The sequence below is a fragment of the Apilactobacillus quenuiae genome (assembly GCF_002994005.1).
Lineage (GTDB): Bacteria > Bacillota > Bacilli > Lactobacillales > Lactobacillaceae > Apilactobacillus > Apilactobacillus quenuiae.
In genome coordinates, this window is record NZ_POSN01000003.1 from 260121 (window position 1) to 280159 (window position 20039).

Annotated in this window: 23 protein-coding genes; 15 read left to right on the forward strand and 8 right to left on the reverse strand. The window is 28.3% G+C overall.

What is annotated here, in order from left to right; genetic code table 11:
• Window positions 1-24: 24 nt before the first annotated feature.
• The 6 genes from C7N44_RS05460 to C7N44_RS05495 all read left to right on the forward strand — a co-directional run bounded on the left by C7N44_RS05460 (window position 25) and on the right by C7N44_RS05495 (window position 5669).
• Complete coding sequence (locus C7N44_RS05460; RefSeq protein ID WP_404799039.1) at window positions 25-2295, forward strand: heavy metal translocating P-type ATPase; 2271 nt, start codon at window positions 25-27, stop codon at window positions 2293-2295.
• A 129-nt stretch (window positions 2296-2424) separates the two neighbouring features.
• Entirely contained in the window at window positions 2425-2844 is a 420-nt protein-coding gene (locus C7N44_RS05465) for a hypothetical protein (RefSeq protein ID WP_105956904.1), read from the forward strand.
• A 122-nt stretch (window positions 2845-2966) separates the two neighbouring features.
• Complete coding sequence (locus tag C7N44_RS05470) at window positions 2967-3158, forward strand: helix-turn-helix transcriptional regulator (protein WP_105956905.1); 192 nt, start codon at window positions 2967-2969, stop codon at window positions 3156-3158.
• A 2-nt stretch (window positions 3159-3160) separates the two neighbouring features.
• Window positions 3161-3697, forward strand: coding sequence for a DUF3278 domain-containing protein (locus C7N44_RS05475; protein WP_105956906.1), 537 nt, complete (start codon window positions 3161-3163; stop codon window positions 3695-3697).
• 367 nt (window positions 3698-4064) lie between these two features.
• The gene (locus C7N44_RS05480) at window positions 4065-4343 is read left to right on the forward strand and encodes a hypothetical protein (protein ID WP_105956907.1); all 279 of its coding nucleotides are present in this window, start codon (window positions 4065-4067) and stop codon (window positions 4341-4343) included.
• A gap of 735 nt (window positions 4344-5078) precedes the next feature.
• On the forward strand, window positions 5079-5669 hold the full coding sequence (locus C7N44_RS05495; RefSeq protein ID WP_105956910.1) for a hypothetical protein: 591 nt from the start codon (window positions 5079-5081) through the stop codon (window positions 5667-5669).
• Between the two features lie 59 nt (window positions 5670-5728).
• Here C7N44_RS05495 and C7N44_RS05500 read toward each other — a convergent pair whose 3' ends face one another.
• Complete coding sequence (locus tag C7N44_RS05500) at window positions 5729-6838, reverse strand: pectate lyase family protein (protein ID WP_157945054.1); 1110 nt, start codon at window positions 6836-6838, stop codon at window positions 5729-5731.
• 145 nt (window positions 6839-6983) lie between these two features.
• On the opposite strand from C7N44_RS05500, the gene C7N44_RS08020 reads away from it, so the two are divergent.
• On the forward strand, window positions 6984-7145 hold the full coding sequence (locus C7N44_RS08020; protein WP_157945055.1) for a hypothetical protein: 162 nt from the start codon (window positions 6984-6986) through the stop codon (window positions 7143-7145).
• A gap of 47 nt (window positions 7146-7192) precedes the next feature.
• Here C7N44_RS08020 and C7N44_RS05505 read toward each other — a convergent pair whose 3' ends face one another.
• Entirely contained in the window at window positions 7193-8593 is a 1401-nt protein-coding gene (locus tag C7N44_RS05505; RefSeq protein ID WP_105956912.1) for an APC family permease, read from the reverse strand.
• Between the two features lie 106 nt (window positions 8594-8699).
• On the opposite strand from C7N44_RS05505, the gene C7N44_RS05510 reads away from it, so the two are divergent.
• Together C7N44_RS05510 and C7N44_RS05515 are read left to right on the forward strand one after the other, a co-directional pair.
• Window positions 8700-9572 (forward strand): LysR family transcriptional regulator, encoded by an 873-nt coding sequence (locus C7N44_RS05510; RefSeq protein ID WP_105956913.1) that lies wholly within the window; start codon window positions 8700-8702, stop codon window positions 9570-9572.
• Between the two features lie 109 nt (window positions 9573-9681).
• A complete protein-coding gene (locus C7N44_RS05515; protein WP_105956914.1) occupies window positions 9682-11010 on the forward strand; it encodes a GH25 family lysozyme in 1329 nt (442 codons plus the stop codon).
• A gap of 40 nt (window positions 11011-11050) precedes the next feature.
• On the opposite strand, the gene C7N44_RS05520 is transcribed toward C7N44_RS05515, so the two are convergent.
• Window positions 11051-11587 carry a hypothetical protein gene (locus C7N44_RS05520; protein ID WP_105956915.1) on the reverse strand — a complete coding sequence of 179 codons (537 nt, stop codon included), beginning with the start codon at window positions 11585-11587 and terminating at the stop codon, window positions 11051-11053.
• Window positions 11588-11713: 126 nt separating this feature from the next.
• Window positions 11714-13030: a GH25 family lysozyme gene (locus C7N44_RS05525; RefSeq protein ID WP_105956916.1), complete on the reverse strand. Its 1317-nt coding sequence runs from the start codon at window positions 13028-13030 to the stop codon at window positions 11714-11716.
• A 212-nt stretch (window positions 13031-13242) separates the two neighbouring features.
• Here C7N44_RS05525 and C7N44_RS05530 point away from each other — a divergent pair, with 212 nt between their 5' ends.
• Window positions 13243-13500, forward strand: coding sequence for a hypothetical protein (locus C7N44_RS05530; protein WP_105956917.1), 258 nt, complete (start codon window positions 13243-13245; stop codon window positions 13498-13500).
• A 191-nt stretch (window positions 13501-13691) separates the two neighbouring features.
• Here the strand turns inward: C7N44_RS05530 and C7N44_RS05535 are convergent, their stop codons facing one another.
• The 3 genes from C7N44_RS05535 to C7N44_RS05545 are packed head-to-tail and all read right to left on the reverse strand — an operon-like array spanning window position 13692 to window position 15416.
• A complete protein-coding gene (locus tag C7N44_RS05535) occupies window positions 13692-14546 on the reverse strand; it encodes an aldo/keto reductase (protein ID WP_225362953.1) in 855 nt (284 codons plus the stop codon).
• Between the two features lie 17 nt (window positions 14547-14563).
• Window positions 14564-14854 carry a hypothetical protein gene (locus tag C7N44_RS05540; protein ID WP_105956918.1) on the reverse strand — a complete coding sequence of 97 codons (291 nt, stop codon included), beginning with the start codon at window positions 14852-14854 and terminating at the stop codon, window positions 14564-14566.
• 1 nt (window position 14855) lies between these two features.
• The gene (locus C7N44_RS05545; protein WP_105956919.1) at window positions 14856-15416 is read right to left on the reverse strand and encodes an NAD(P)H-dependent oxidoreductase; all 561 of its coding nucleotides are present in this window, start codon (window positions 15414-15416) and stop codon (window positions 14856-14858) included.
• 114 nt (window positions 15417-15530) lie between these two features.
• Between C7N44_RS05545 and C7N44_RS05550 the strand changes: the two genes are divergently transcribed.
• Window positions 15531-16397 carry a LysR family transcriptional regulator gene (locus C7N44_RS05550; RefSeq protein ID WP_105956920.1) on the forward strand — a complete coding sequence of 289 codons (867 nt, stop codon included), beginning with the start codon at window positions 15531-15533 and terminating at the stop codon, window positions 16395-16397.
• 41 nt (window positions 16398-16438) lie between these two features.
• Window positions 16439-16849 carry a hypothetical protein gene (locus C7N44_RS05555; RefSeq protein ID WP_105956921.1) on the forward strand — a complete coding sequence of 137 codons (411 nt, stop codon included), beginning with the start codon at window positions 16439-16441 and terminating at the stop codon, window positions 16847-16849.
• 50 nt (window positions 16850-16899) lie between these two features.
• Here the strand turns inward: C7N44_RS05555 and C7N44_RS05560 are convergent, their stop codons facing one another.
• Window positions 16900-17217, reverse strand: a complete 318-nt coding sequence (locus C7N44_RS05560) for a MazG nucleotide pyrophosphohydrolase domain-containing protein (RefSeq protein ID WP_105956922.1) — start codon at window positions 17215-17217, stop codon at window positions 16900-16902.
• Window positions 17218-17375: 158 nt separating this feature from the next.
• Between C7N44_RS05560 and C7N44_RS05565 the strand changes: the two genes are divergently transcribed.
• From C7N44_RS05565 to recF, 3 genes are all read left to right on the forward strand, one after another.
• Window positions 17376-18467 carry a M24 family metallopeptidase gene (locus C7N44_RS05565; RefSeq protein ID WP_105956923.1) on the forward strand — a complete coding sequence of 364 codons (1092 nt, stop codon included), beginning with the start codon at window positions 17376-17378 and terminating at the stop codon, window positions 18465-18467.
• Window positions 18468-18671: 204 nt separating this feature from the next.
• Complete coding sequence (yaaA, locus tag C7N44_RS05570) at window positions 18672-18890, forward strand: S4 domain-containing protein YaaA (protein WP_167387292.1); 219 nt, start codon at window positions 18672-18674, stop codon at window positions 18888-18890.
• Between the two features lie 9 nt (window positions 18891-18899).
• A complete protein-coding gene (gene recF / locus C7N44_RS05575) occupies window positions 18900-20018 on the forward strand; it encodes a DNA replication/repair protein RecF (protein WP_105956925.1) in 1119 nt (372 codons plus the stop codon).
• The last annotated feature ends 21 nt before the right edge of the window (window positions 20019-20039 follow it).

The following is a 20039-nucleotide window of genomic DNA, read 5'->3' on the forward strand; positions in this document are numbered from 1 at the left end:
ATGAAAAACATGGATCATAGCAAGATGAACCATGAAGAGATGGATTGTTGCAGTACAGACAAAAATGGTCATATGGATCACAAAAACATGAAAAATTGTGATATGGATCATATGCAACATGATGATAAAAATAACATGCATCATGACATGAGTAATATGAAACATGACCATGAAGAGCATATGCACCATGATATGGATATGGGTGGTATGGATCATAATCACGAACATATGCATCACGATATGGACATGAGCCACATGCACCATGGCAGTGGTCATATGGATCACATGGACATGGGTAACATGAACCATGATCATGGACATATGATGAACCATGGTGGTCACATGATGGATATGGGTGATTTGAAAAAGAAATTTTGGATTTCGCTAATTTTAACAATTCCAATTATCCTTATGTCACCAATGATGGGAATGAAACTACCATTTCAATTAACCTTCAGTGGTTCTGACTTTATTGTCTTAATTTTAGGTAGTATTTTATTTTTCTATTGCAGTACCCCATTTTTTAATGGTGCCAAAGGTGAAATGAAAAATAAAAAGCCTGAAATGATGTCACTAATTACCTTAGGTATTTCAGTTGCTTATATTTATAGTATTTATGCAGTAGTTGCTAATGACATTTTGCATGTAACTCCAATGGTTAATGATTTCTTTTGGGAGTTATCTACATTAATTGTGATCATGTTATTGGGGCACTGGATTGAAATGAATTCAGTTATGAATGCTGGTTCAGCAATTAATAAATTGTCCAAACTATTGCCAGATAATGCACATTTAATTAGCGATAACCAAACAAAGGATGTTTCCACAAGTGAATTATCAGTTGGGGATAACATTTTAATTCAAGCTGGAGAAAAGATTCCTGCTGATGGAACGATTTATGATGGGGCAACTTCAGTTAATGAATCATTAGTAACTGGTGAATCAAGAAGTGTTAATAAAAAATCAGATGACTCAGTTATTGGTGGTTCTGTTAACGGTGATGGTACTATTAAAGTTAAAATTTCTGGAACTGGCAATAGTGGTTATTTATCTAAAGTAATGAATATGGTGCAAGAAGCTCAATCTGCTAAATCAAAAACTGAAAATTTGGCTAATCAAGTCGCTAGTTACTTGTTCTATGCAGCATTAATTGTTGCTATTATTGCCTTTGTTTCCTGGTCATTTATTAAAGGAATTAGTTTTTCCATTCCAGTTACTGTTACAGTATTAATTATTGCTTGTCCACATGCATTAGGCTTGGCGGTTCCATTAATCGTTTCTAGAACAACTTCCATTGCTGCTACTAATGGATTATTGATTAGAAATAAAACTTCATTAGAAAAAATTAATGACATTAAATATGCATTAATGGACAAAACTGGCACCCTAACTGAAGGTAAATTTCAAGTTAATGGTTATGACAGTTTAGATAATAATTATGCAAAAGCTGAAATTTTAAAAATTGCTGCTAGTGTGGAACAAAATTCTAATCATCCATTAGCAACAGGGATTATGGAAGCCGCTAAACAAAAAGAATTATCATTATCTGACGTAAATAATGATAATCAAATTACTGGATACGGAATGAAAGGGACAATTAATAATCATGAATTCTTAATTGTTTCCGCTGCATATTTAGATGCTAATAATATTCAATATGATGAAAACGTAACTAAGCAATATTTAGAAAAAGGTAATTCATTAAGTTATGTAGTTGAAAATAATAAAGTTATTGGCTTTGTGGCTGAAGGTGATTCAATTAAATCCGGTTCAAAAGATATGATTCAATATTTACAAAGCCAAGGGATTACGCCAGTCATGTTAACTGGTGATAATGAGTCTGCTGCAAATAAAGTGGCTTCATTACTAGGTATTACAGAAGTAAAAGCTAAATTACTTCCAGAAGATAAGCAAAAGAATGTTACTAATTATCAAAAAGATGGCAAAGTGATGTTTATTGGTGATGGAATTAATGATGCTCCTAGTTTAACGCAATCAGATATGGGTATTGCAATTGGATCAGGAACTGATATTGCAGTTGATTCTGCCGATGTTGTATTGGTTAACAGTAATCCACTAGACGTGGTTAGTTTAGTTAAATTAGCTAAAGAGTCACATACTAAGATGATTCAGAACTTATGGTGGGGAGCTGGTTACAATATTATAGCTTTACCATTGGCTGCAGGTGTTTTATCATTTGCCGGAATTATGTTAGATCCAATGGTTGGAGCAATTATCATGTCGATAAGTACAGTGATTGTTGCTTTGAATGCGTTGACTTTAAAAATTAAATAATTAATCTAATAAAAATTAGCTAGTCTTTTTATTAAGTCTAGCTAATTTTTTTACGTATATATTTATTTGAAAAATTGATTAATTAATATATAATCGCAACTATGTTAAATAATAGAAAGGAATGCTGATATGAAAAGATTAATATTTTCGGTCATTTTAATTTTTATTTTATTTATTTCATGGAATCATTATAAAAATAATGATGCAAACAATAATTTTCAATATGAAATTAACCAAGTGAAACAAGGTAATTTTAAAGAACTATTAGGATCAAGAAGCCAAGCAGATTTAAAAAATGAAGCAAGTGAATTAGGTGGATCTATTAATAGCCAATTTAAACAAGTAGAAAAGAAATTTAATAAAACAAATAATGAAAGTTCTAAAAATAGAACCAATGAAGAAAATAGAGGATTTAATTCAGCAATAAACAATAAAAACTTTAATATTACTAACGTTTCTGCAGAATTTAAAAAAGGTTATCAACAAGGACTAAAGCAATTGGCTGAATTAGCTAAAAAGTTACATTTGATTAAAGAAGACAATAAGTAAACGTATAAAAAGGACATTGTTATAATTAACAATGTCCTTTTTCAAATTTGACTTTTTATAAATTTTAAGTAACATATAAATTACTTAAGGAATTTATATGTTACTTAAGTAGGAGTGTAAATATGAATAATAAAGTAAAGCTCATCAGAGTTTCTAAAAATCTCCAGCAAAAAGATTTAGCTCTAAAAGTTGGTATTTCAAGGCAAACGTTAAGTTTAATTGAAAAGGGTAGATATAATCCATCTTTAAAGTTATGTGTAAGCATTGCTGAAGCTTTGGACTCAGATTTAAATTCATTATTTTGGAAGGTGTAAGGATGAGAAAAACAAAAGATTCACTATATGTTAGGATAATTAAACATACTTATGGAATTCATGGTTATTTTGATGAATATAAAAAACAAGAAGTAAATAGAATAGGCAATAATGCATTTATAATTTTATTCATTCTTTTTTTCCTGCAGATGTTCTCCACAGTATTTCTTGTTTCATTATTGGATGCCGATGATGTTTTAACAGTTTTATTATTTACTGATTTATTAATATTTTTCACAATTATTTTTTATGTAAATATTGCTGTTTCTAGGCTTAAATTAGATCAAGTTGAAGCATATGATAATAACGACTATAATTTTAAGATTAATAAATTTAAAAGAAAATGTATACTAATGGCATTTAATTTTTTTATTTGTGAGCGTATTTTATTTTTTATTCTTGATCTTTTGTCAAATGACAAACATTTAACAATTCCTCAATTAATTATTTCTCCTAGAGAAAATATAGTTTGGGGAATTTCTGCTATTTTCGTAGGAATTACTAATTATTTTGTTTATAAACACAAAATTAAAAAATAGTTATTTAAGATAAAGGAGAATAAAAAATGAGTAAAAAATATTTATTAAAAAAGTTAAATTATTCAATAATTTTATACATTATGTCCTGTATATTAACGTCAATTTTGTTATATCTTTTATCTTCTTTACAACAACTTAGCGGAATTGTTGTTCTTTTGTTTTGTGGAATTTTTTCTGCATTAAATACTTATTTTAAACGTAGGAATGAGATTAATATTAGAGGTAATGAACTTTGCCTAAATACAAAAATGAATTGGATGATTATATTGTCCATATTATTGCCAATAATATTATTCATTTTAGAAATATTGATTTATATTTATTAATATTTTAAATTTAATTACTAATCGAAGAAGGTAAAACAACTATGATGGAAAAATATTTATTGAAAAAATTAAATTTAGTAACTACTATGGCTATCATATCTATAATTGTATCTTTGTTTGTTGTAATTTATTTGCAAAAAGCATCTTATTTTTTAGCATTTTTAGCTATAGTTGGAGTTATAACTCATTATTTTTTAGACAAAAATAGGATAAAATCTAATAAAGAAATTATGAGCATAAATAGAAAAATGACCTTTATGTGTGTATATAGTTTGTTAATGCCATTTTTATTTTTACTAGTTTCTTACATATTCAGTTAGGAAATTTATATGAAAAGCTATTTGAAAAAATCTTTTAGTACAAAAGAAATTGGAAATACTTTGATTACAATTTTAAGTGTTGCAATTCTCTTCTGGTTTAAAAATAATGTTAATCAAATATTAGATCATAATATGAAAAGCATATTAGAATTTATAATTATATTTATACTTCTTTTATTTCTTTGTATTACCAAAACTATGTATATAAATAAAGTAGATAAAAAGAAGAAATATATAATTTTTAATGTATTTATATTGTTTATATTATTAATTTTATTTTGTTTTACATTTATTATTTAAAAACATCAGGTTTAAGGAGGTTCTCTTGTATGAAATTAAGTAGTGAAAAAACGGCTAAGACTTCTTGCTTAACATTACTAATTTTGTTTATTGTGACGTTAAGTAAGTTTAACTTTATTGTAGAAATTTTATTTTTTTGTTTATTTTTCTTTTCTATTTGTATAAAAAGAATGTATCTTGATGAAAGAAATAATAAAACTTTATATTTAATTTTTAATGTATGTATTTTATTAATAGTATTACTTTTTTTGATTTATATTTTTTTAACCAAATAGAAATTAAATCCAAATATATACACATAAAATAATTATTTTTTTACAAGATAATTTTATGAATTTGTTAACATTGATATTATCATTAGTTCAGTTACATATGAAAATATTAGCAGTGAATTACAACTATGATGTAAAATAAATAGCAGAGGGAGATTTTATAATGAAATTTAATTTCAAAAAGTTATCACTGATATCTTTAGCTACATTATTATTCTCTACCCCATTGTTGAATAATAATGCTAATGCACAAAGTAAGAATAAGTATCCTAAAGAAAAAGTTTATTTATCTAAGACATTAACAAATAAACTAGCTAAAGATGGCTATGTTTACAGACTATATACAACTAAAGACACAAAAAATCCGGATTATCCATATGTATCCGTCCCATCAAAAAACAAGACCAACTTTAAAGTAAAAGCTGTTTGGATTCTTTCTGGTGCAACGGGATCTGAAGGTGTTGAGTTAGTTTCTAGAAAGGGTAAAGTTGTTAATGCAGACTTTATAGATGGTTTCTATAACAACAATAAGAATATAAAGTCATTGAGAAATATAGTAAAACTAGAAACTAAGATTATGAATACTAATAAAAAACATAATAAAGATTTGAGTAAATTGCGCAAAATGATTAATCACGTTAAATTATCAAAGGATCGCAAGATAGCTTTAGAATCTTATCATCAACTAGTAAATTATTTGAAAAATAATAAGAATGGTGCACCATCATTATTAATAGGTGAAAATGTATTTTAATAAATAATATAGAGGCCTCTAAAATATAAATTTTAGAAGGCTTTTTATATCTATTATGATTATCTAACAACAGCAGTTTTTTTAATATTCTTAATTAAATTATGTGACTTAATTAGATGATATTTATATGGAATTTTAATGCTTTTTGCATTGCTCTTAGCACTAATTCCAGTAGTATTTCTAAATGTATTATGTCTAGTGACAAATTTATATGCATCATCTTTATTATCTAAACCAATATTTTGGCTATTGTTAGTTTTATAGAAATAATTATGTTCAGATAATATATTACTACCACTGCCAATTTGCATAGCATTATATTGATTTTGTGAATACCCCTGTGCATTTTGACCAGTAGGATTAGTACTATTATCAAAATAATTATTGTAGGCATGTACGTATCCTCTAAGTAATGGGCGTCCCTTTAAATTAGGACCAAACCAATTATTACTTAGGGTAACATGTAATTTACCTGTTGCCATATATGAATCATTTTTATTAGCTCCTATTAGTAATGGCAATCTTTCTGAGGCTAGATCATGCCAATCACCAACCCAATTCCATTTTGGATCAGGATTCATATTTAACCATTTATTAGAAAACCAAAAATGATTATGATCTACAGTGACTTTGTCTGAGGACAATGATATAGAAAACAAATCATCAGGAATATCATGAAAATCATTGTTTTTAATGATTGCATTATTTACACGACGTAAAGAAACACCTAAATAATTTACACCAACGCCACCAACGGTGATTTGATCATTATTTAATTTTTGTAAATCATTAATATGACCGTAAAATTTGATATTTTTAATTACCACATTAGTAATACTTTGATTTGCTGGTAATAATTCACCATCGACTTTTAATTGGATGTTAACTAATGCGGGATTGCTTCCTTTTAATCCTTCAATAGTTAAATTATCCCAACTTTTATCAGCAAACGTATAAGTTTTTGGCACATCTCCGCCATTGATGGTTCTATCAATAATAATATGATGCTTTTTATTTTTAATAGCATCATTTAATTGTTGAATATTTTTAACAATTGTTCCTTTTTGATGGGAACCTTTAGAATTATAAAATCCATCGGCATTTGCAATACTTAATGTTGCCGTTAACATTAAAGCAAATGTAAAAAATACTATAGATAACTTTTTCATCAAATCATTTCTTTCTAAGAGGTTAACAACATTATAATACATAAAATTATTAATTTAATTGATTGTTATTATGATATGACAAAAAATTACTTCAATATTTCCATTTTTTTGTTATAATTATTCTCAAATTAGGAGGTAGTTTAATATGAACAATAAAGAAATTGCATTAGAACTTACCAAGGAATTCTTCAATCATGCTAGTTTAGACCCACAAGATGGTAAAACTTATTTAGAAGCATTTAATGAAGCATATACATTAATCTACAATAATGTTTGCTCTGCTGAAGCAAACAATACAAAAAAATAAAATAAAAACTGCTTAGAAAAATTTATTCTAAGCAGTTTTTTTAATTGTTAGTTATTATTTTGTAATTTTGACTTCCTAATACCGTAAACAAAATAAACAATAAAACCAATAATTGTCCATATACCTACAGATATTTTTGTAACATTAGGAAGCATTAAGATAAAGTAAATACTAAATACTCCAGCAATGATTGGCAAAAATGGATAAAAGGGCATTTTAAAACCATTATTTTTAATATCTTTACGATGACGAAGTTTGATAACTCCAAATGAAATAAAAGTAAAAGCAATTAAAGTTCCAGCATTTATTAATGAAGCTAGTTGAGTTAATGGCACCAATCCAGCAAAGATAGCTTGGATGATTGCTGCAATAATAATAGCATTACTAGGAACAGAGTGCTTTTTACTGACCGTACCCATTTTTTTAGGAAGCAATCCATCACGGCCCAATGCATATACCAACCTAGATCCACCAATAAACATGGTTACCATCGCTGTAAAAATACCAATTAATGCACCAACAGTAATTAATTTATTCCATGCAGTTAAATGAATTAATTGTAGGGCAAATGCAGCAGGGTCATCCACATTTAATTGCTTATAATTAACAATTCCAGTTAATACTAGTGAAAATGATACATAAAGTATAACGGCAATGATTACAGTACCAATAATTCCACGAACAACATTTTTACCTGGATCAATCGTTTCAGCAGAATTAGCTGCTAAAGCATCAAATCCAATAAAAGCAAAGAATACAGTCGCTGCAGCAGTTGAAATGCCACCCATACCAAATGGTATACTATGAAATTCTTTTGGATAAAATGGAACATAATTATTAGCTTTTACGTAGAAAATACCAATACATATAAATAAAATAATTATGGCAACTTTAATAATTACTGCCCAATTTTCAATTTTCTTAGATAAATTTGTTCCTTGTAGAATAATTGCTGTTATTAATAATATTATGACAACAGCAGTTATATTTATGACACCGCCTTCCATAGGTCCATTTTGTAAAGCTTTAGGAATATTAATCCCGATTGCACTAAGAATATTATTATTAAAATAAGATGCGAAACCAGTTGCTTCAGCTGAAACAGCTAAGAAATATTCAAGAATCAATGACCAACCAAGAAGCCAACCGACCATTTCTCCATATATAATTGATCCAAATGAATATGCTGATCCGGCTATTGGCATCGCTGATGAAAACTCAGCATATGCCATACCAACCATCCCTGAAACAATCGCTGCTAATAAAAATGCAATTGCAACTGCAGGTCCAGCATGATTAGCTGCTTCATGACCTGGTAAAATAAAAATACCAGTTCCAATAACTGCTCCAATTCCTAAACCTATTAAATCACGAGTAGTCAAACTTTTGGATAATTTTTGATCAGCTTTTATGTAAGTACTTACAGATGCTTTTTTAAAAATATTCATATATTATTTATTCACTCCTTTTAATTCGTTATAAATAATATATAATGATGATATCAATAAGTAAAATTAATATTTATTGTTTAAACATTAGAAAAGGTGATTTGTCATTAATAAGTTATTAGTTTTGAAATCAATTTTAGAAAATAATAGTTTTACTAAAGCAGCGAAAACTTTAGGTTATACTCAATCTTCAGTTAGCCAGATGATTAATAGTTTAGAAAATGAATATGATATGAAGATCTTAGAAAGGTCTAGAGTTGGAGTGAAACTTACTCCTCAAGGAAAGACATTATATCCATATATTCAAGAGGCTATTAGTAAATATCAATCATTACAAGAAACTGCACATGATATTAGAGGCCTTAAAACGGGAACCATTCGCATTGGTGCAATTACTAGTGTTAGTTGTTATTGGTTACCTAAATTATTCGAAGAATTTAAAAAGAAATATCCTGGAATTAATTTTGTTTTGCAACAAGGTGACTATGGAGATCTACTGAATTTAGTGAAAACGGGACAAGTTGATTTTAGTATTATGACTGCTAAGTATGGAGATGGATTAGATAAGATAATTATTCATAATACTGAAATGAAGGCTTTTATACCTAAGAATCATCCACTAGCTAAAATGAAACAAATTCCTTTAGCTAAACTAGTTAATGATCCATTTATCTTAGTTGAAGGTGGTGGTTATAGTGAACCTCTTAATGCTTTTAAAAATGCAGGTGTTCAAAAACCTGATGTTAAATATGAAATTCAAGATGACTATACAATTATGGCAATGGTTGAAGCAGGGCTAGGAGTCAGTATTTTATCAGAATTGGTTGCGACAAGAACAGATTTTGATGTCGTTTGTCGACCAACTGTGCCTAAAATTAATCGTCCTGTAGCAATTGTTTCTAGAAATAAAGAAACTATTCCAATTGCAAGTCAATATTTTATTGATTTTGTTATTAAAAATAAAGATAGATTAAATTGATTCATATTATAAAATTAACTACCTATACATTTTTATAAATAGCGATAGAATGGAAATAGGAGGTGGCAAATATATAATTTTAAATTCAATTAAGATTACATATTAGAATATGAAAATAAAAAATACTTTACTAACTATTATAACTTTTACACTTTTAATAATTGCTTTTGCTTCATTTAAGACCAATGTTCATGCAATGTCAGCTAGTGATGCTAATCCTAATAACACTGTTTATGATATGTCCGAATGGCAATCATATTGGACAGATACGCAAGTACAACAACTTAAGCAAGAAGTTCCATTCGTTATTATCAGGGCTCAAAATGGTAGTATGCGTTATGATTATACATTTCAGCACAATCGTGATTTATTAGAAAAGTATAATGTTCCATATGGTGTATATTCATTTAGTTTGTATACTTCGCCCGAAGATGCTGCAAATGAAGCTCGTACATTATATAGTCGTGCACCACATGCAAGATTTTATGTAAATGACTATGAAGAAAATGATTTAACCTCTGGTGATCCCAATACTGCTGCTCAAACTTGGGTCGACACGTTGCGCCCATTAGTTGGACAAAGAAAAGTTTTATACTATGGACCAGCTTGGTTAATGCTAAGAGATACTGCTAACGCAATTAGTTCGTATGATGGCTATTGGTTACCAGCATATCAGGATAGTGAACCACAAAGAGAACATGTTTTATGGCAGTTTACAAGTAATTTTTATTCTAATGCATTAGGTAAAAATATTGATGCTAGCTTATTAGATTCCAAGGATGCTAATTGGTTTATTGGTGATACTGCCGATGCTAATGCACAGCCAACACCAATTGATAACGATGCTAATAGCAGCCAAGCTAACAATCAAAGTAATAATGCTCAACAAAGTAACAATCAAAATCAATCTAATGATTCACAAAATAATACTTCTAAGTCCAAACCTAGAAACACAACTTACACCCAACAATCAAAAACGATGATTATTAAGGATGGCTATGATTATCAAATTTATAATCACGTACCATTAGATAATAAATTCTCAGATAATATTTATGCTAAAGCTAGTGTAAGTGATTACACTCATAAAAGAGTTTATATAAATTCTATTGCTAACGTTAATGGCAGATCATATTATCGTTTGTATTATAAAAATCATGTTATCGGTTGGGTTAATACAAGAGCTTTAGTACCTAATTTAAATTATTCAAGTTACTACGTAAATAAGACTATGAAGAATAATCCAAAAGTGGCTTTCCATAATCATATTAATAATAGTGGGTTTGCCAGTCGTATTACTAATCATGGATATAGCTATGCCAACAAAAAGTTAAAAATCACTAGTCGTGCCATTAAAGATGGCTGGCATAGTTATTACTACAAAGCTTACTATCGTGGCAAATTACTTGGTTGGATTTACCAAAGTGCATTTAAATAATAATAAAAAAACATCTAGATTATCTATCTAGATGTTTTTTCTATTTTAAATATTTATCATTAATTGATTGAAAAATTTCTGACCAATCATTTTTATATTCGACTGTATAATCAGGACCATTTTGCATCAACATTGGTTGATATGCATGACATTTAATATTTTTAGCTATCACATGGTGTGAAGTGTTATCAACGTTGATAACGTTTAATTTATATAAATTATCTAGCACTTTAATGAAAGGGGCGATAATTAGATATTCACTGATTTTATCTTTTGCGTTTTCATATTGATTATTTTGATTAAAGAAGGTTTGGAAAATATCATCAGCTAAACTAAAATGATTTTTTTGTGTTTGCCATCTGATATATTCGTAAACTTTCATATCTGTAGAATACTTATTGTAATCAATATCTACCTTATGATTGATTGAAACTAGACTTTGCTTTTTCATCTCTTTTTGAATTAACTCAGCTAAAGTTTTATTTTTGGATAATTGACTATCATTTCCACGTTTATAATTGTCATAATTTTTATGAAAAACATCATTATTTCTAGTAATAAAATCACGTAATTTCATATGCATCCCTCCTACAATTCTCATTGTAACTAAAGATTCTTTTTTTATATAATAATATAATTATGATTTTAAGCCAAAATAAAAATGCTACTTTAATTGAAAGTAGCATTTTTTATCTGTATTGACTTATTTAAGCGCACTTTGGTAAATCCAACCAAGTGTCTTACCATGGTAAGATGCTTGATAGTAATAACTGTTCCAACCATCTTTGATAGCGCGACGAGTAACTTTTATCTTTTTATTTGCATAATTTTTACCATGCGCAGTTACTTTAACGTTTGAAAAACCACTGTTTGAAATGTGATTATAAAAATCAATTTTAGTGTTTTTCTTTACAGTTTTAGTTTTATAGTAATTAGTATATTTTACGTTTGGGATAAGTGCTTTGGTATTAACCCAGCCAATTGCATGATTTTTGTAATATATACGGTAATAAGTCTTACCATTAACAGTTGCAATTGAATTTACATAAACTGATTTATGTTTATAATCCTTAATACTAGCTTTCGCATAAGTTTTACCTTCGAACTTATTATCACTAGGAACATGATTATAAATTTGATATTCATAACCATCTTTAATAATCATATTGTTAGATTTTTGGACATAACTAGTATTTTTAGGTTTTGGTTGAGGTTTAGTTTGAGACTGATCAGAATTATTATCATTACTTTGATTATTATTATTATTATTTTGGTTATTGCTATTCTGATTATTAGGAGTAACTGGTTGTGCATTGGTATCATTAGTTTCTCCAATGAACCAATTTACATCTTTTGAATTTAATAAACTAGCATCAATATTTTGGCCTAATGCATTGGAATGAAAGTCACTGGCAAATTGCCATAAGACATGTTCTCTACTTGGTTCAGTTTCATTATAGTTTGGTATCCAATAACCGTCATATGAACTAATTGCATTCGAAGTATCTTGTAGCATCAACCAAGTTGGACCATAATATAAAATTTTTCTTTGACCAACCAATGGACGTAATGTATCAACCCAACTTTGCGCTGCATTATCCGCTCCGCCAGATTGTACAGTTCTTAATTCATAGTCATTTACATAAAATCTAGCATCAGGAGCTCGATTATATAATGTACGAGCTTCATTTGCGGCATCATCAGGACTTTCATACATACTGAATGAATATACTCCGTAGGGAACCCCATACTTATTCATTAAATCACGATTTTGTTGGAAAGTATGATCAGAGTATTCACTGCCTTGTTGCACTCTTAAAATAACAAATGGAATTTCTGACTTTAATTGTTGCACTTGAGCATCTGTAAAAACACCTTGATGTTCTGATACATCATAGATAGTATTACTAGGATTAGCATCACTAGCAGTCATTGCATGTACGTTATGATTAGTAGCACCCAAAGTAACTATTAATAAACTAACCGTCATCATTGATAACAAAAAATTTTTTATTTTCATATGTATATATAGAAGATAAATCTATATATTTCAACACCTCCGTATATTTTTTAACCATATCATTTTAATTAGCTTAACATATTTTTTATATGAAATTATCGATAAGAATAAATCATTAAAAAAGATTATTTTATAAATTAATATAATTTTAAATTTTTAATTGAATTAACTATAATAATCAATATCAGAAAAGTTAAAGGATAGTGATATTAATGAATGATGATAAAAAAAGATTTGAGCTTAGATTAGTCTTAACAGCTGGCATTAATGCAGGATTTAGAAAAACAGTTTTTGACATTCAAGGTTTAGAATTTAATGATCAGCTAAGCAAAGAAGAATCCTTGTCATATTTTTTAAAAGAGCAAGATTTTATTATTGCTACTGAAAGTAAAGGTATTAAATCTAAAGAGTATAAAAAGGTTTTAATTTCTGTGAATAATATTTTATCAGCAGAGTTTATTGATGATTAATTAAAAGCGATATTTAACATTAGTTAAATATCGCTTTTTTAATAAATAGTGTATATGAAATTAATATAAAGCTTGAATTTGTAAGAATAATCCCAATAATTATAGAGAAAATTATCCAATGAGTTTTCTTTGTGTTTCACATGAAACAATTTCTAAAATACATAAATATTTTAGAATTATTTATTGTTCAATTAAACTTCAAAATTATTTAATCGCTCTACTTGTTTAGGATCTGAATAGTCAAAAAATAAACTTTTATCTAAGTCGAGATCTTGAATTGCTTTCATTTCATAATCATTCAATTTAAAGTTCCATACTTCCATATTTTGTTTCATTCTTTCAATGTGAGTAGATTTTGGAATGATAATAATTCCACTTTGTACAAGGAATCTTAATGCTACTTGTGCAGCTGATTTTTCATGATATTGTCCAATCATATTTAAAATATTATTATTAAAAAAATTATTTTTTCCTTCTGCTAAAGGTGCCCAAGATTCAATATGCGTGTTGTGTTTATCCATGTATTCTCTTAGTCCTGTTTCTTGATTAAATACGTGTGTTTCCACTTGATTAATTGCGGGAACTACTTTCATATTCATAACCAAGTCTGCATATTGTACTGTATTAAAGTTTGAAATGCCAATTGCTCTAATTTTTTGTTCATCATATAACTTTTCTAAAGCTCGGTATGCTCCATAATAATCATTTAATGGTTGATGAAGGATAACTAAGTCTAAATAATCTGTGTTTAGTTTTTTCATTGATTCTTCAACTGAATCTAAAGTATTTTGATATCCATAATTTTTGGGCCATACTTTAGTTGTTAAGAAGATATCTTTTCTATCAATATCACTTTCTTTAATTGCATCTCCAACATAATTTTCATTGAAGTAAGCTTGTGCTGTGTCAATTGCACGATATCCAACATTTAATGCTTCTTTTACTGATTTTTTGCATAATTCTTTGTCTGTAATTTGGAATACTCCAAAACCTTGTTGAGGCATTAACACACCATTATTAAGTTTTACATTTTTAATTTCACTCATAATATTTCTCCTTTTTACTATATTTGTACAGTCACTATATCCTCAGTTTTAATTATTTTAGATACCTTATTGCTGATTTCTTTATGGAGATTGCTGTTTAATAATTCTATTAAAGAAGTTTTATCTTTTAAATCGATTATCATAACAATTGCATTTTTAATTCCCATAATATCTAGAGACTTATTAACGTTAATATTTAAAATGTTTTTATTTTTACTTTTCATATTTCTCATTTCATTAATAACTTTATTAATGATGTTATTGTCAATATTTTCTCTTAATGGAGCTATAAATATTTGTTTTATCATTTTATGCCTTTTCAATTAAATCCACTACTTTTTCAGCATGTTCTTTAGTTCTCTCTTTAGTATCTTCAAGTAATGAACTATCATCTCTTGCTAAATATGAAACATTATCGGTGTAAACTTCACCTATAATTTTCATTCCGCATAGATTTGCAGTTGCGTATAAAGGTGATAGTAATTCATTAACAGAATACTTCATAAACCCATCTTTTTTATACATTTCTTTGCTAGCACCACTTGTAAAAGACAAGATTATTTTTTTATTTTTTAATTCGTTTCCTGAACTACCATGAGAAAATCCATGTTGAAATGTTTGCTCAAACCATCTTTGCATTAATGAAGGTATTGAATACCACCAAATAGGAAATTGTAATACAATCACGTCACTTTTTTGGAGCTTAGATTGTTCATCTTTTATGTCAATATTAAAATCACTATAAAGCTTGTCTAAGTAATCAAATTCGGCATTTGGCATTAACTTTTCTAAATTATTCAATATATTTTTATTTGCAACAGATTCATTTTCTAATTCTGGATGACCAGATACAACTAATACATTTTTCATAAATCCACTTCCTTATTAAATTTGTAAATAAAATAATATATCAAGTTGCTAATAATTTGAAATGCTTATATTATATTGTTAGTTATACAAAAAATGAATAATGGAAGTGGGAAAATGGATACTAGGGTTCTTGAATATTTTATAATGGTTGCCGAAGAAAAAAATTTTACTAAAGCTTCAAAAATTTTACATGTTACGCAGCCAACTATGTCTAGACAAATCAATTCTTTAGAAGAAGATTTAGGTGTAAAACTTTTTATACGTAATCAACATAATTTAAAATTAACTAGCGAAGGTATTATTTTTTTAAGAAGAGCAAAAGAAATAATATCTTTAACTGAAAAGGCAAAAGATGATGTAAATAATAATGAAAATATGTCAGGGACAATTTCGATTGGTTGTTGTGAATTAAGAAGCTTTGAGTCTTTAGCTAAAGTTATTCATGATTTCAGACTTAAATATCCTAATGTAAAATTTTATATACATAGTGGCGATAATGATGATATTAATCAATGGCTTGATCAGGGATTGATTGATATCGGATTATTTTTGGAACCTGTTAGCACTGGAAAATATGATTTTATTAGAATGAAGAAAAAAGAAGAGTGGGGAATTTTAGTTTCAGATCAATCAAAATTTTTTAATTATGAATCTATTAAACCGGGTGATCTTGTTGGAAAACCTGTAATAACAATTTTAGATAGAGTTGTTCAGTCTAAGTTAGCAGATTGGTCTGGTAAATATGCCAATCAAATGAGAAATTGGGCTAGATATAATTTAATATATAATGCTGCTATGTTAGCTCAAAATAATAATGGAGTTATAATTTGTTTGAAATTGAATCAAAACTTTGATCATCTAAAATTTATTCCATTAATACCTTATTTGCGTTTATCTTCAATTATTGCTTGGCAAGATCAAAAGCAACAATCGAAAACAATTCGTACATTTATTACATTTATTAAAAATTCTAATTTGTAATTTTTGATGTTATACTTATTAAAAAATTAAGGAGAATTTATATGGATGAAGAAAAATCACAAGGATCAGGGTTAATCACTGCTAGTATGGTTATAGCAATTATTTTATGTATTCCCTTAGTAAATCTTGTTAATTACATATTTGGTTGTCTAGATATAGCATTAATTATATTAACTATTCTAGTTTTAAATAAAAAGACTACTATTCCTAAAGTTGGTCCAATTTTAATGTTATGTTCTAGTGGAATCAATATTGTTGGTTTATTAATGTCATATGTTCTTTTTTCTAAACTTATAAAATCAATATCTGAAAATGGACAATATGTTGGTCACAATATTAGTTCTGGTGGAACACCAATGCTTATTATTGGATTATTAGCTTTTGCGCTTAGAATTGCAGCGATTATTATTTATAGTATCTATAGAAATGATCCACATCGTGAAGCTAAATAGTTTTAATAAATTATCTAAAAAAGATTCGAGCAATATTGCCCGAATCTTTTTTATTTTTTAAATCGATCTTTAAATTTATTTTCACTATATTTCATTAACTCTTCAGGTTTAATATTATACATATCACATAACATTAAAATTTGATCTAAATTATCAGCTAGTTCTTCCTTTAAATTATCCATTTTTTGTGCTGGATTACGTTTAGGATCACTGGGATGGTCTCTACCAACTTCCAGTGTTCTAATTGCCCGACTTAATTCACCTTGTTCTTCATTTAAGTAATTCATTCTGACAAATGGAGAATAATTATACCAATTTCTTTGTTTGTAAAATTTAATTAACCATTCTAAGTGCTCATCAATTTTCAAAGATTTCACCGCCATTTTTTATATAATTTTTAATGTAATACATTTTCTATTTTATCAGTAAAATTAAAAACATTTAATTTGTTTTCATAATTTTCTAATTAATCTATTTTCATTAGACGTTAAATGAACTAGAATATTTTATATAGGAGGGGATTTTAATGACTAAGTTAGAACAAGTTCAAAACTGGACTTATAAGCAAGGATTGGATTTTACATATTTGAGTGATCCTAAGACCATTCAATATTTAACTGGATTCTTTAGTGACCCGGTAGAAAGAGTGCTCGCACTGGTTATCTTTCCAGACAAAGCACCATTTATGTTTGCGCCTGCTTTGGAAGTAGAAGCAATTAAGGATACTGGTTTTTCATATGACGTATATGGATACTTAGATCATGAAAATCCTTGGGCAATGATTGCTGAACACGTTAAAGAACGCAACGCTAACCCTAAAAAGGCTGGCCTAGAAATGAATAACTTAACAATCAGTCGTTTGAATGAATTGCAATCAGTCCTAGATGTTTCGTTTACCACTGATGTGACTGATTTCATGAATAGTATGCGTTTGATTAAATCACCAGATGAAATTGAAAAATTAGATGCTGCGGGTCGTGAAGCTGATTACGCGTTTAAGAAGGGGTTTGAAGCTGTTAAAGCTGGTAAACCAGAATCAACAGTGATGGCGGAATTAGAATATGCACTAAAGCTTAAGGGTGTTATGGAAATGAGCTTTGACACTTTAGTTCAAGCTGGTGCCCATGCGGCTGAACCGCATGGCGCAACTGGTGATAATCTAATTAAAAATAATGAAATGGTTCTATTTGATTTAGGAACTGTTCATCAAGGTTATATTTCAGATTCATCAAGAACGGTTGCGGTTGGTAAGTTATCTGATAAACAAAAAGATATTTATAATGTTTGTTTAGATGCTCAATTAACTGCTATGAATTATGTAAAACCAGGTGTCACTGCTGAATCAGTTGATAAAGTTGCTCGTGATATTATTGATAAAGCAGGCTATGGTGAATACTTCATTCACCGTCTTGGTCATGGTATGGGAATGTCAGAACATGAATTTCCATCAATTATGGAAGGTAACAAGATGGAATTGAAACCAGGAATGTGTTTCTCAATTGAACCAGGAATTTATGTGCCTGGATTTGCTGGGGTTAGAATTGAAGATTGTGTTCATGTTACTGAAAATGGATGTGAACCATTTACCCATACACCAAAAGAACTTAAATATTTATAAAATAATGATGCTTATCAATCCTATTGATAAGCATTTTTTATTGCCATTTTTAAAATAAGAGCTTTTTGAGCGATTTTGTTGAGAAATAGTATGTTTTATCTAATGTAATGTAAAATGCTTATATGAGCTAATAATGGCCTATTATCTATACTTTTACCCTATAAAAGGGTATAATAGGAGAAGTAAGAAAAGGTGGGTGAAGTTTTGAAGAAGAGTGTTTTCATCAGTACTGAATATATTACATTAGGCCAATTATTAAAAGAAGAAGACGTTGTTTCTTCCGGCGGACAAGCAAAATGGTATTTGAAAGAACATCAAGTTATGTTGAATGATGAACCTGAAAACCGTCGTGGTAAAAAGCTATATGATGGTGATAATGTTGAGGTAATGGATGTAGGGTTATTTTTTATCCGTAAAAAGTAGGCTAAATCTATGAAATTAAAAGAAATAGAATTACACCATTTTCGTAATTATGATGACGTCAACATGCAATTTTCACCAGGAATCAACGTTTTACTTGGTAACAATGCACAAGGTAAGACTAATATGTTAGAAGCGATTTATGTTTTAGCTTTAACCCGTAGTCATCGTACTAGCAATAATCGTGATCTAATTGAGTGGCAAGCAGATGCAGCACAAATTTATGGTAATGTTGCTAAACATTTGGGAGATACTAAGTTAGAGATTGATTTAGGTAAAAAGGGCAAGCGTGCTAAGGTTAATCATTTGGAACAAGCAAAACTTTCATCTTATGTTGGTGAGCTCAATGTGATTTTGTTTGCGCCAGAAGATTTATCAATTGTTAAGGGTGCGCCAAGTGTTCGTCGTCGTTTTATGGATATGGAATTTGGTCAGATGAGTAATCAATATCTTTATGACAATGCCCAATATAGAAAAATTTTAAAACAACGTAATAATTATCTAAAAAAGTTACAAATGCAAGAAGCTAATGATCAATTATATTTAGAAGTTTTATCTGATCAACTAGCTGCTTATGGTTCTAAGATTATTTTTCAAAGAATTGATTTATTGAAAAAGTTAGAAGTTTGGGCATCAAATATTCATGCTGAAATTTCACAAGATAAAGAAAAATTACAGTTTAAATATGTTTGTGCTTTAAAGAAAAAACAACTAACTAATGTTGATAGCATTTATAATGGATTACTTAATTTATATACTGATAATCGCAACAAAGAGATTAGGCAAGGCAATAGTTTATATGGCCCACATCGTGATGATTTACAATTTATCATCAATAAAAAAGACGTTTCTACTTTTGGTTCGCAAGGACAACAAAGAACCTCAGCCCTTTCAGTTAAATTAGCTGAAATTGATTTAATGAAGGAAGAAACGCATGAATATCCAATTTTATTATTGGATGATGTGTTATCTGAATTAGATGATAGTCGTCAAACACACCTATTAAAATCAATTCAAGATAAAGTTCAAACCTTCTTAACAACCACGAGTTTAAGTGGAATTGCGCGTGAATTAATTTCAGATCCTAAGATTTTTAATATTGAAAGTGGAACCGTCTCAGAAGAAAAGTGATTTCTTTTTAGGAGGAATAAA

Bases quoted from the DNA above. Each gene is read 5' to 3' on its own strand.
- C7N44_RS05500 (WP_157945054.1), bottom strand. From the start codon at position 6,838: ATGAAAAAGTTATCTATAGTATTTTTTACATTTGCTTTAATGTTAACG.
- C7N44_RS05470 (WP_105956905.1), top strand. From the start codon at position 2,967: ATGAATAATAAAGTAAAGCTCATCAGAGTTTCTAAAAATCTCCAGCAA.
- C7N44_RS05530 (WP_105956917.1), top strand. From the start codon at position 13,243: ATGAATGATGATAAAAAAAGATTTGAGCTTAGATTAGTCTTAACAGCT.
- C7N44_RS05525 (WP_105956916.1), bottom strand. From the start codon at position 13,030: ATGAAAATAAAAAATTTTTTGTTATCAATGATGACGGTTAGTTTATTA.
- recF (WP_105956925.1), top strand. From the start codon at position 18,900: ATGAAATTAAAAGAAATAGAATTACACCATTTTCGTAATTATGATGAC.
- C7N44_RS05565 (WP_105956923.1), top strand. From the start codon at position 17,376: ATGACTAAGTTAGAACAAGTTCAAAACTGGACTTATAAGCAAGGATTG.
- C7N44_RS05465 (WP_105956904.1), top strand. From the start codon at position 2,425: ATGAAAAGATTAATATTTTCGGTCATTTTAATTTTTATTTTATTTATT.
- C7N44_RS08020 (WP_157945055.1), top strand. From the start codon at position 6,984: ATGAACAATAAAGAAATTGCATTAGAACTTACCAAGGAATTCTTCAAT.
- C7N44_RS05460 (WP_404799039.1), top strand. From the start codon at position 25: ATGAACCATGAAGAGATGGATTGTTGCAGTACAGACAAAAATGGTCAT.
- C7N44_RS05480 (WP_105956907.1), top strand. From the start codon at position 4,065: ATGATGGAAAAATATTTATTGAAAAAATTAAATTTAGTAACTACTATG.
- C7N44_RS05545 (WP_105956919.1), bottom strand. From the start codon at position 15,416: ATGAAAAATGTATTAGTTGTATCTGGTCATCCAGAATTAGAAAATGAA.
- C7N44_RS05505 (WP_105956912.1), bottom strand. From the start codon at position 8,593: ATGAATATTTTTAAAAAAGCATCTGTAAGTACTTACATAAAAGCTGAT.
- C7N44_RS05540 (WP_105956918.1), bottom strand. From the start codon at position 14,854: ATGATAAAACAAATATTTATAGCTCCATTAAGAGAAAATATTGACAAT.
- C7N44_RS05515 (WP_105956914.1), top strand. From the start codon at position 9,682: ATGAAAATAAAAAATACTTTACTAACTATTATAACTTTTACACTTTTA.
- C7N44_RS05520 (WP_105956915.1), bottom strand. From the start codon at position 11,587: ATGAAATTACGTGATTTTATTACTAGAAATAATGATGTTTTTCATAAA.
- C7N44_RS05535 (WP_225362953.1), bottom strand. From the start codon at position 14,546: ATGAGTGAAATTAAAAATGTAAAACTTAATAATGGTGTGTTAATGCCT.
- C7N44_RS05475 (WP_105956906.1), top strand. From the start codon at position 3,161: ATGAGAAAAACAAAAGATTCACTATATGTTAGGATAATTAAACATACT.
- C7N44_RS05555 (WP_105956921.1), top strand. From the start codon at position 16,439: ATGGATGAAGAAAAATCACAAGGATCAGGGTTAATCACTGCTAGTATG.
- C7N44_RS05495 (WP_105956910.1), top strand. From the start codon at position 5,079: ATGAAATTTAATTTCAAAAAGTTATCACTGATATCTTTAGCTACATTA.
- C7N44_RS05550 (WP_105956920.1), top strand. From the start codon at position 15,531: ATGGATACTAGGGTTCTTGAATATTTTATAATGGTTGCCGAAGAAAAA.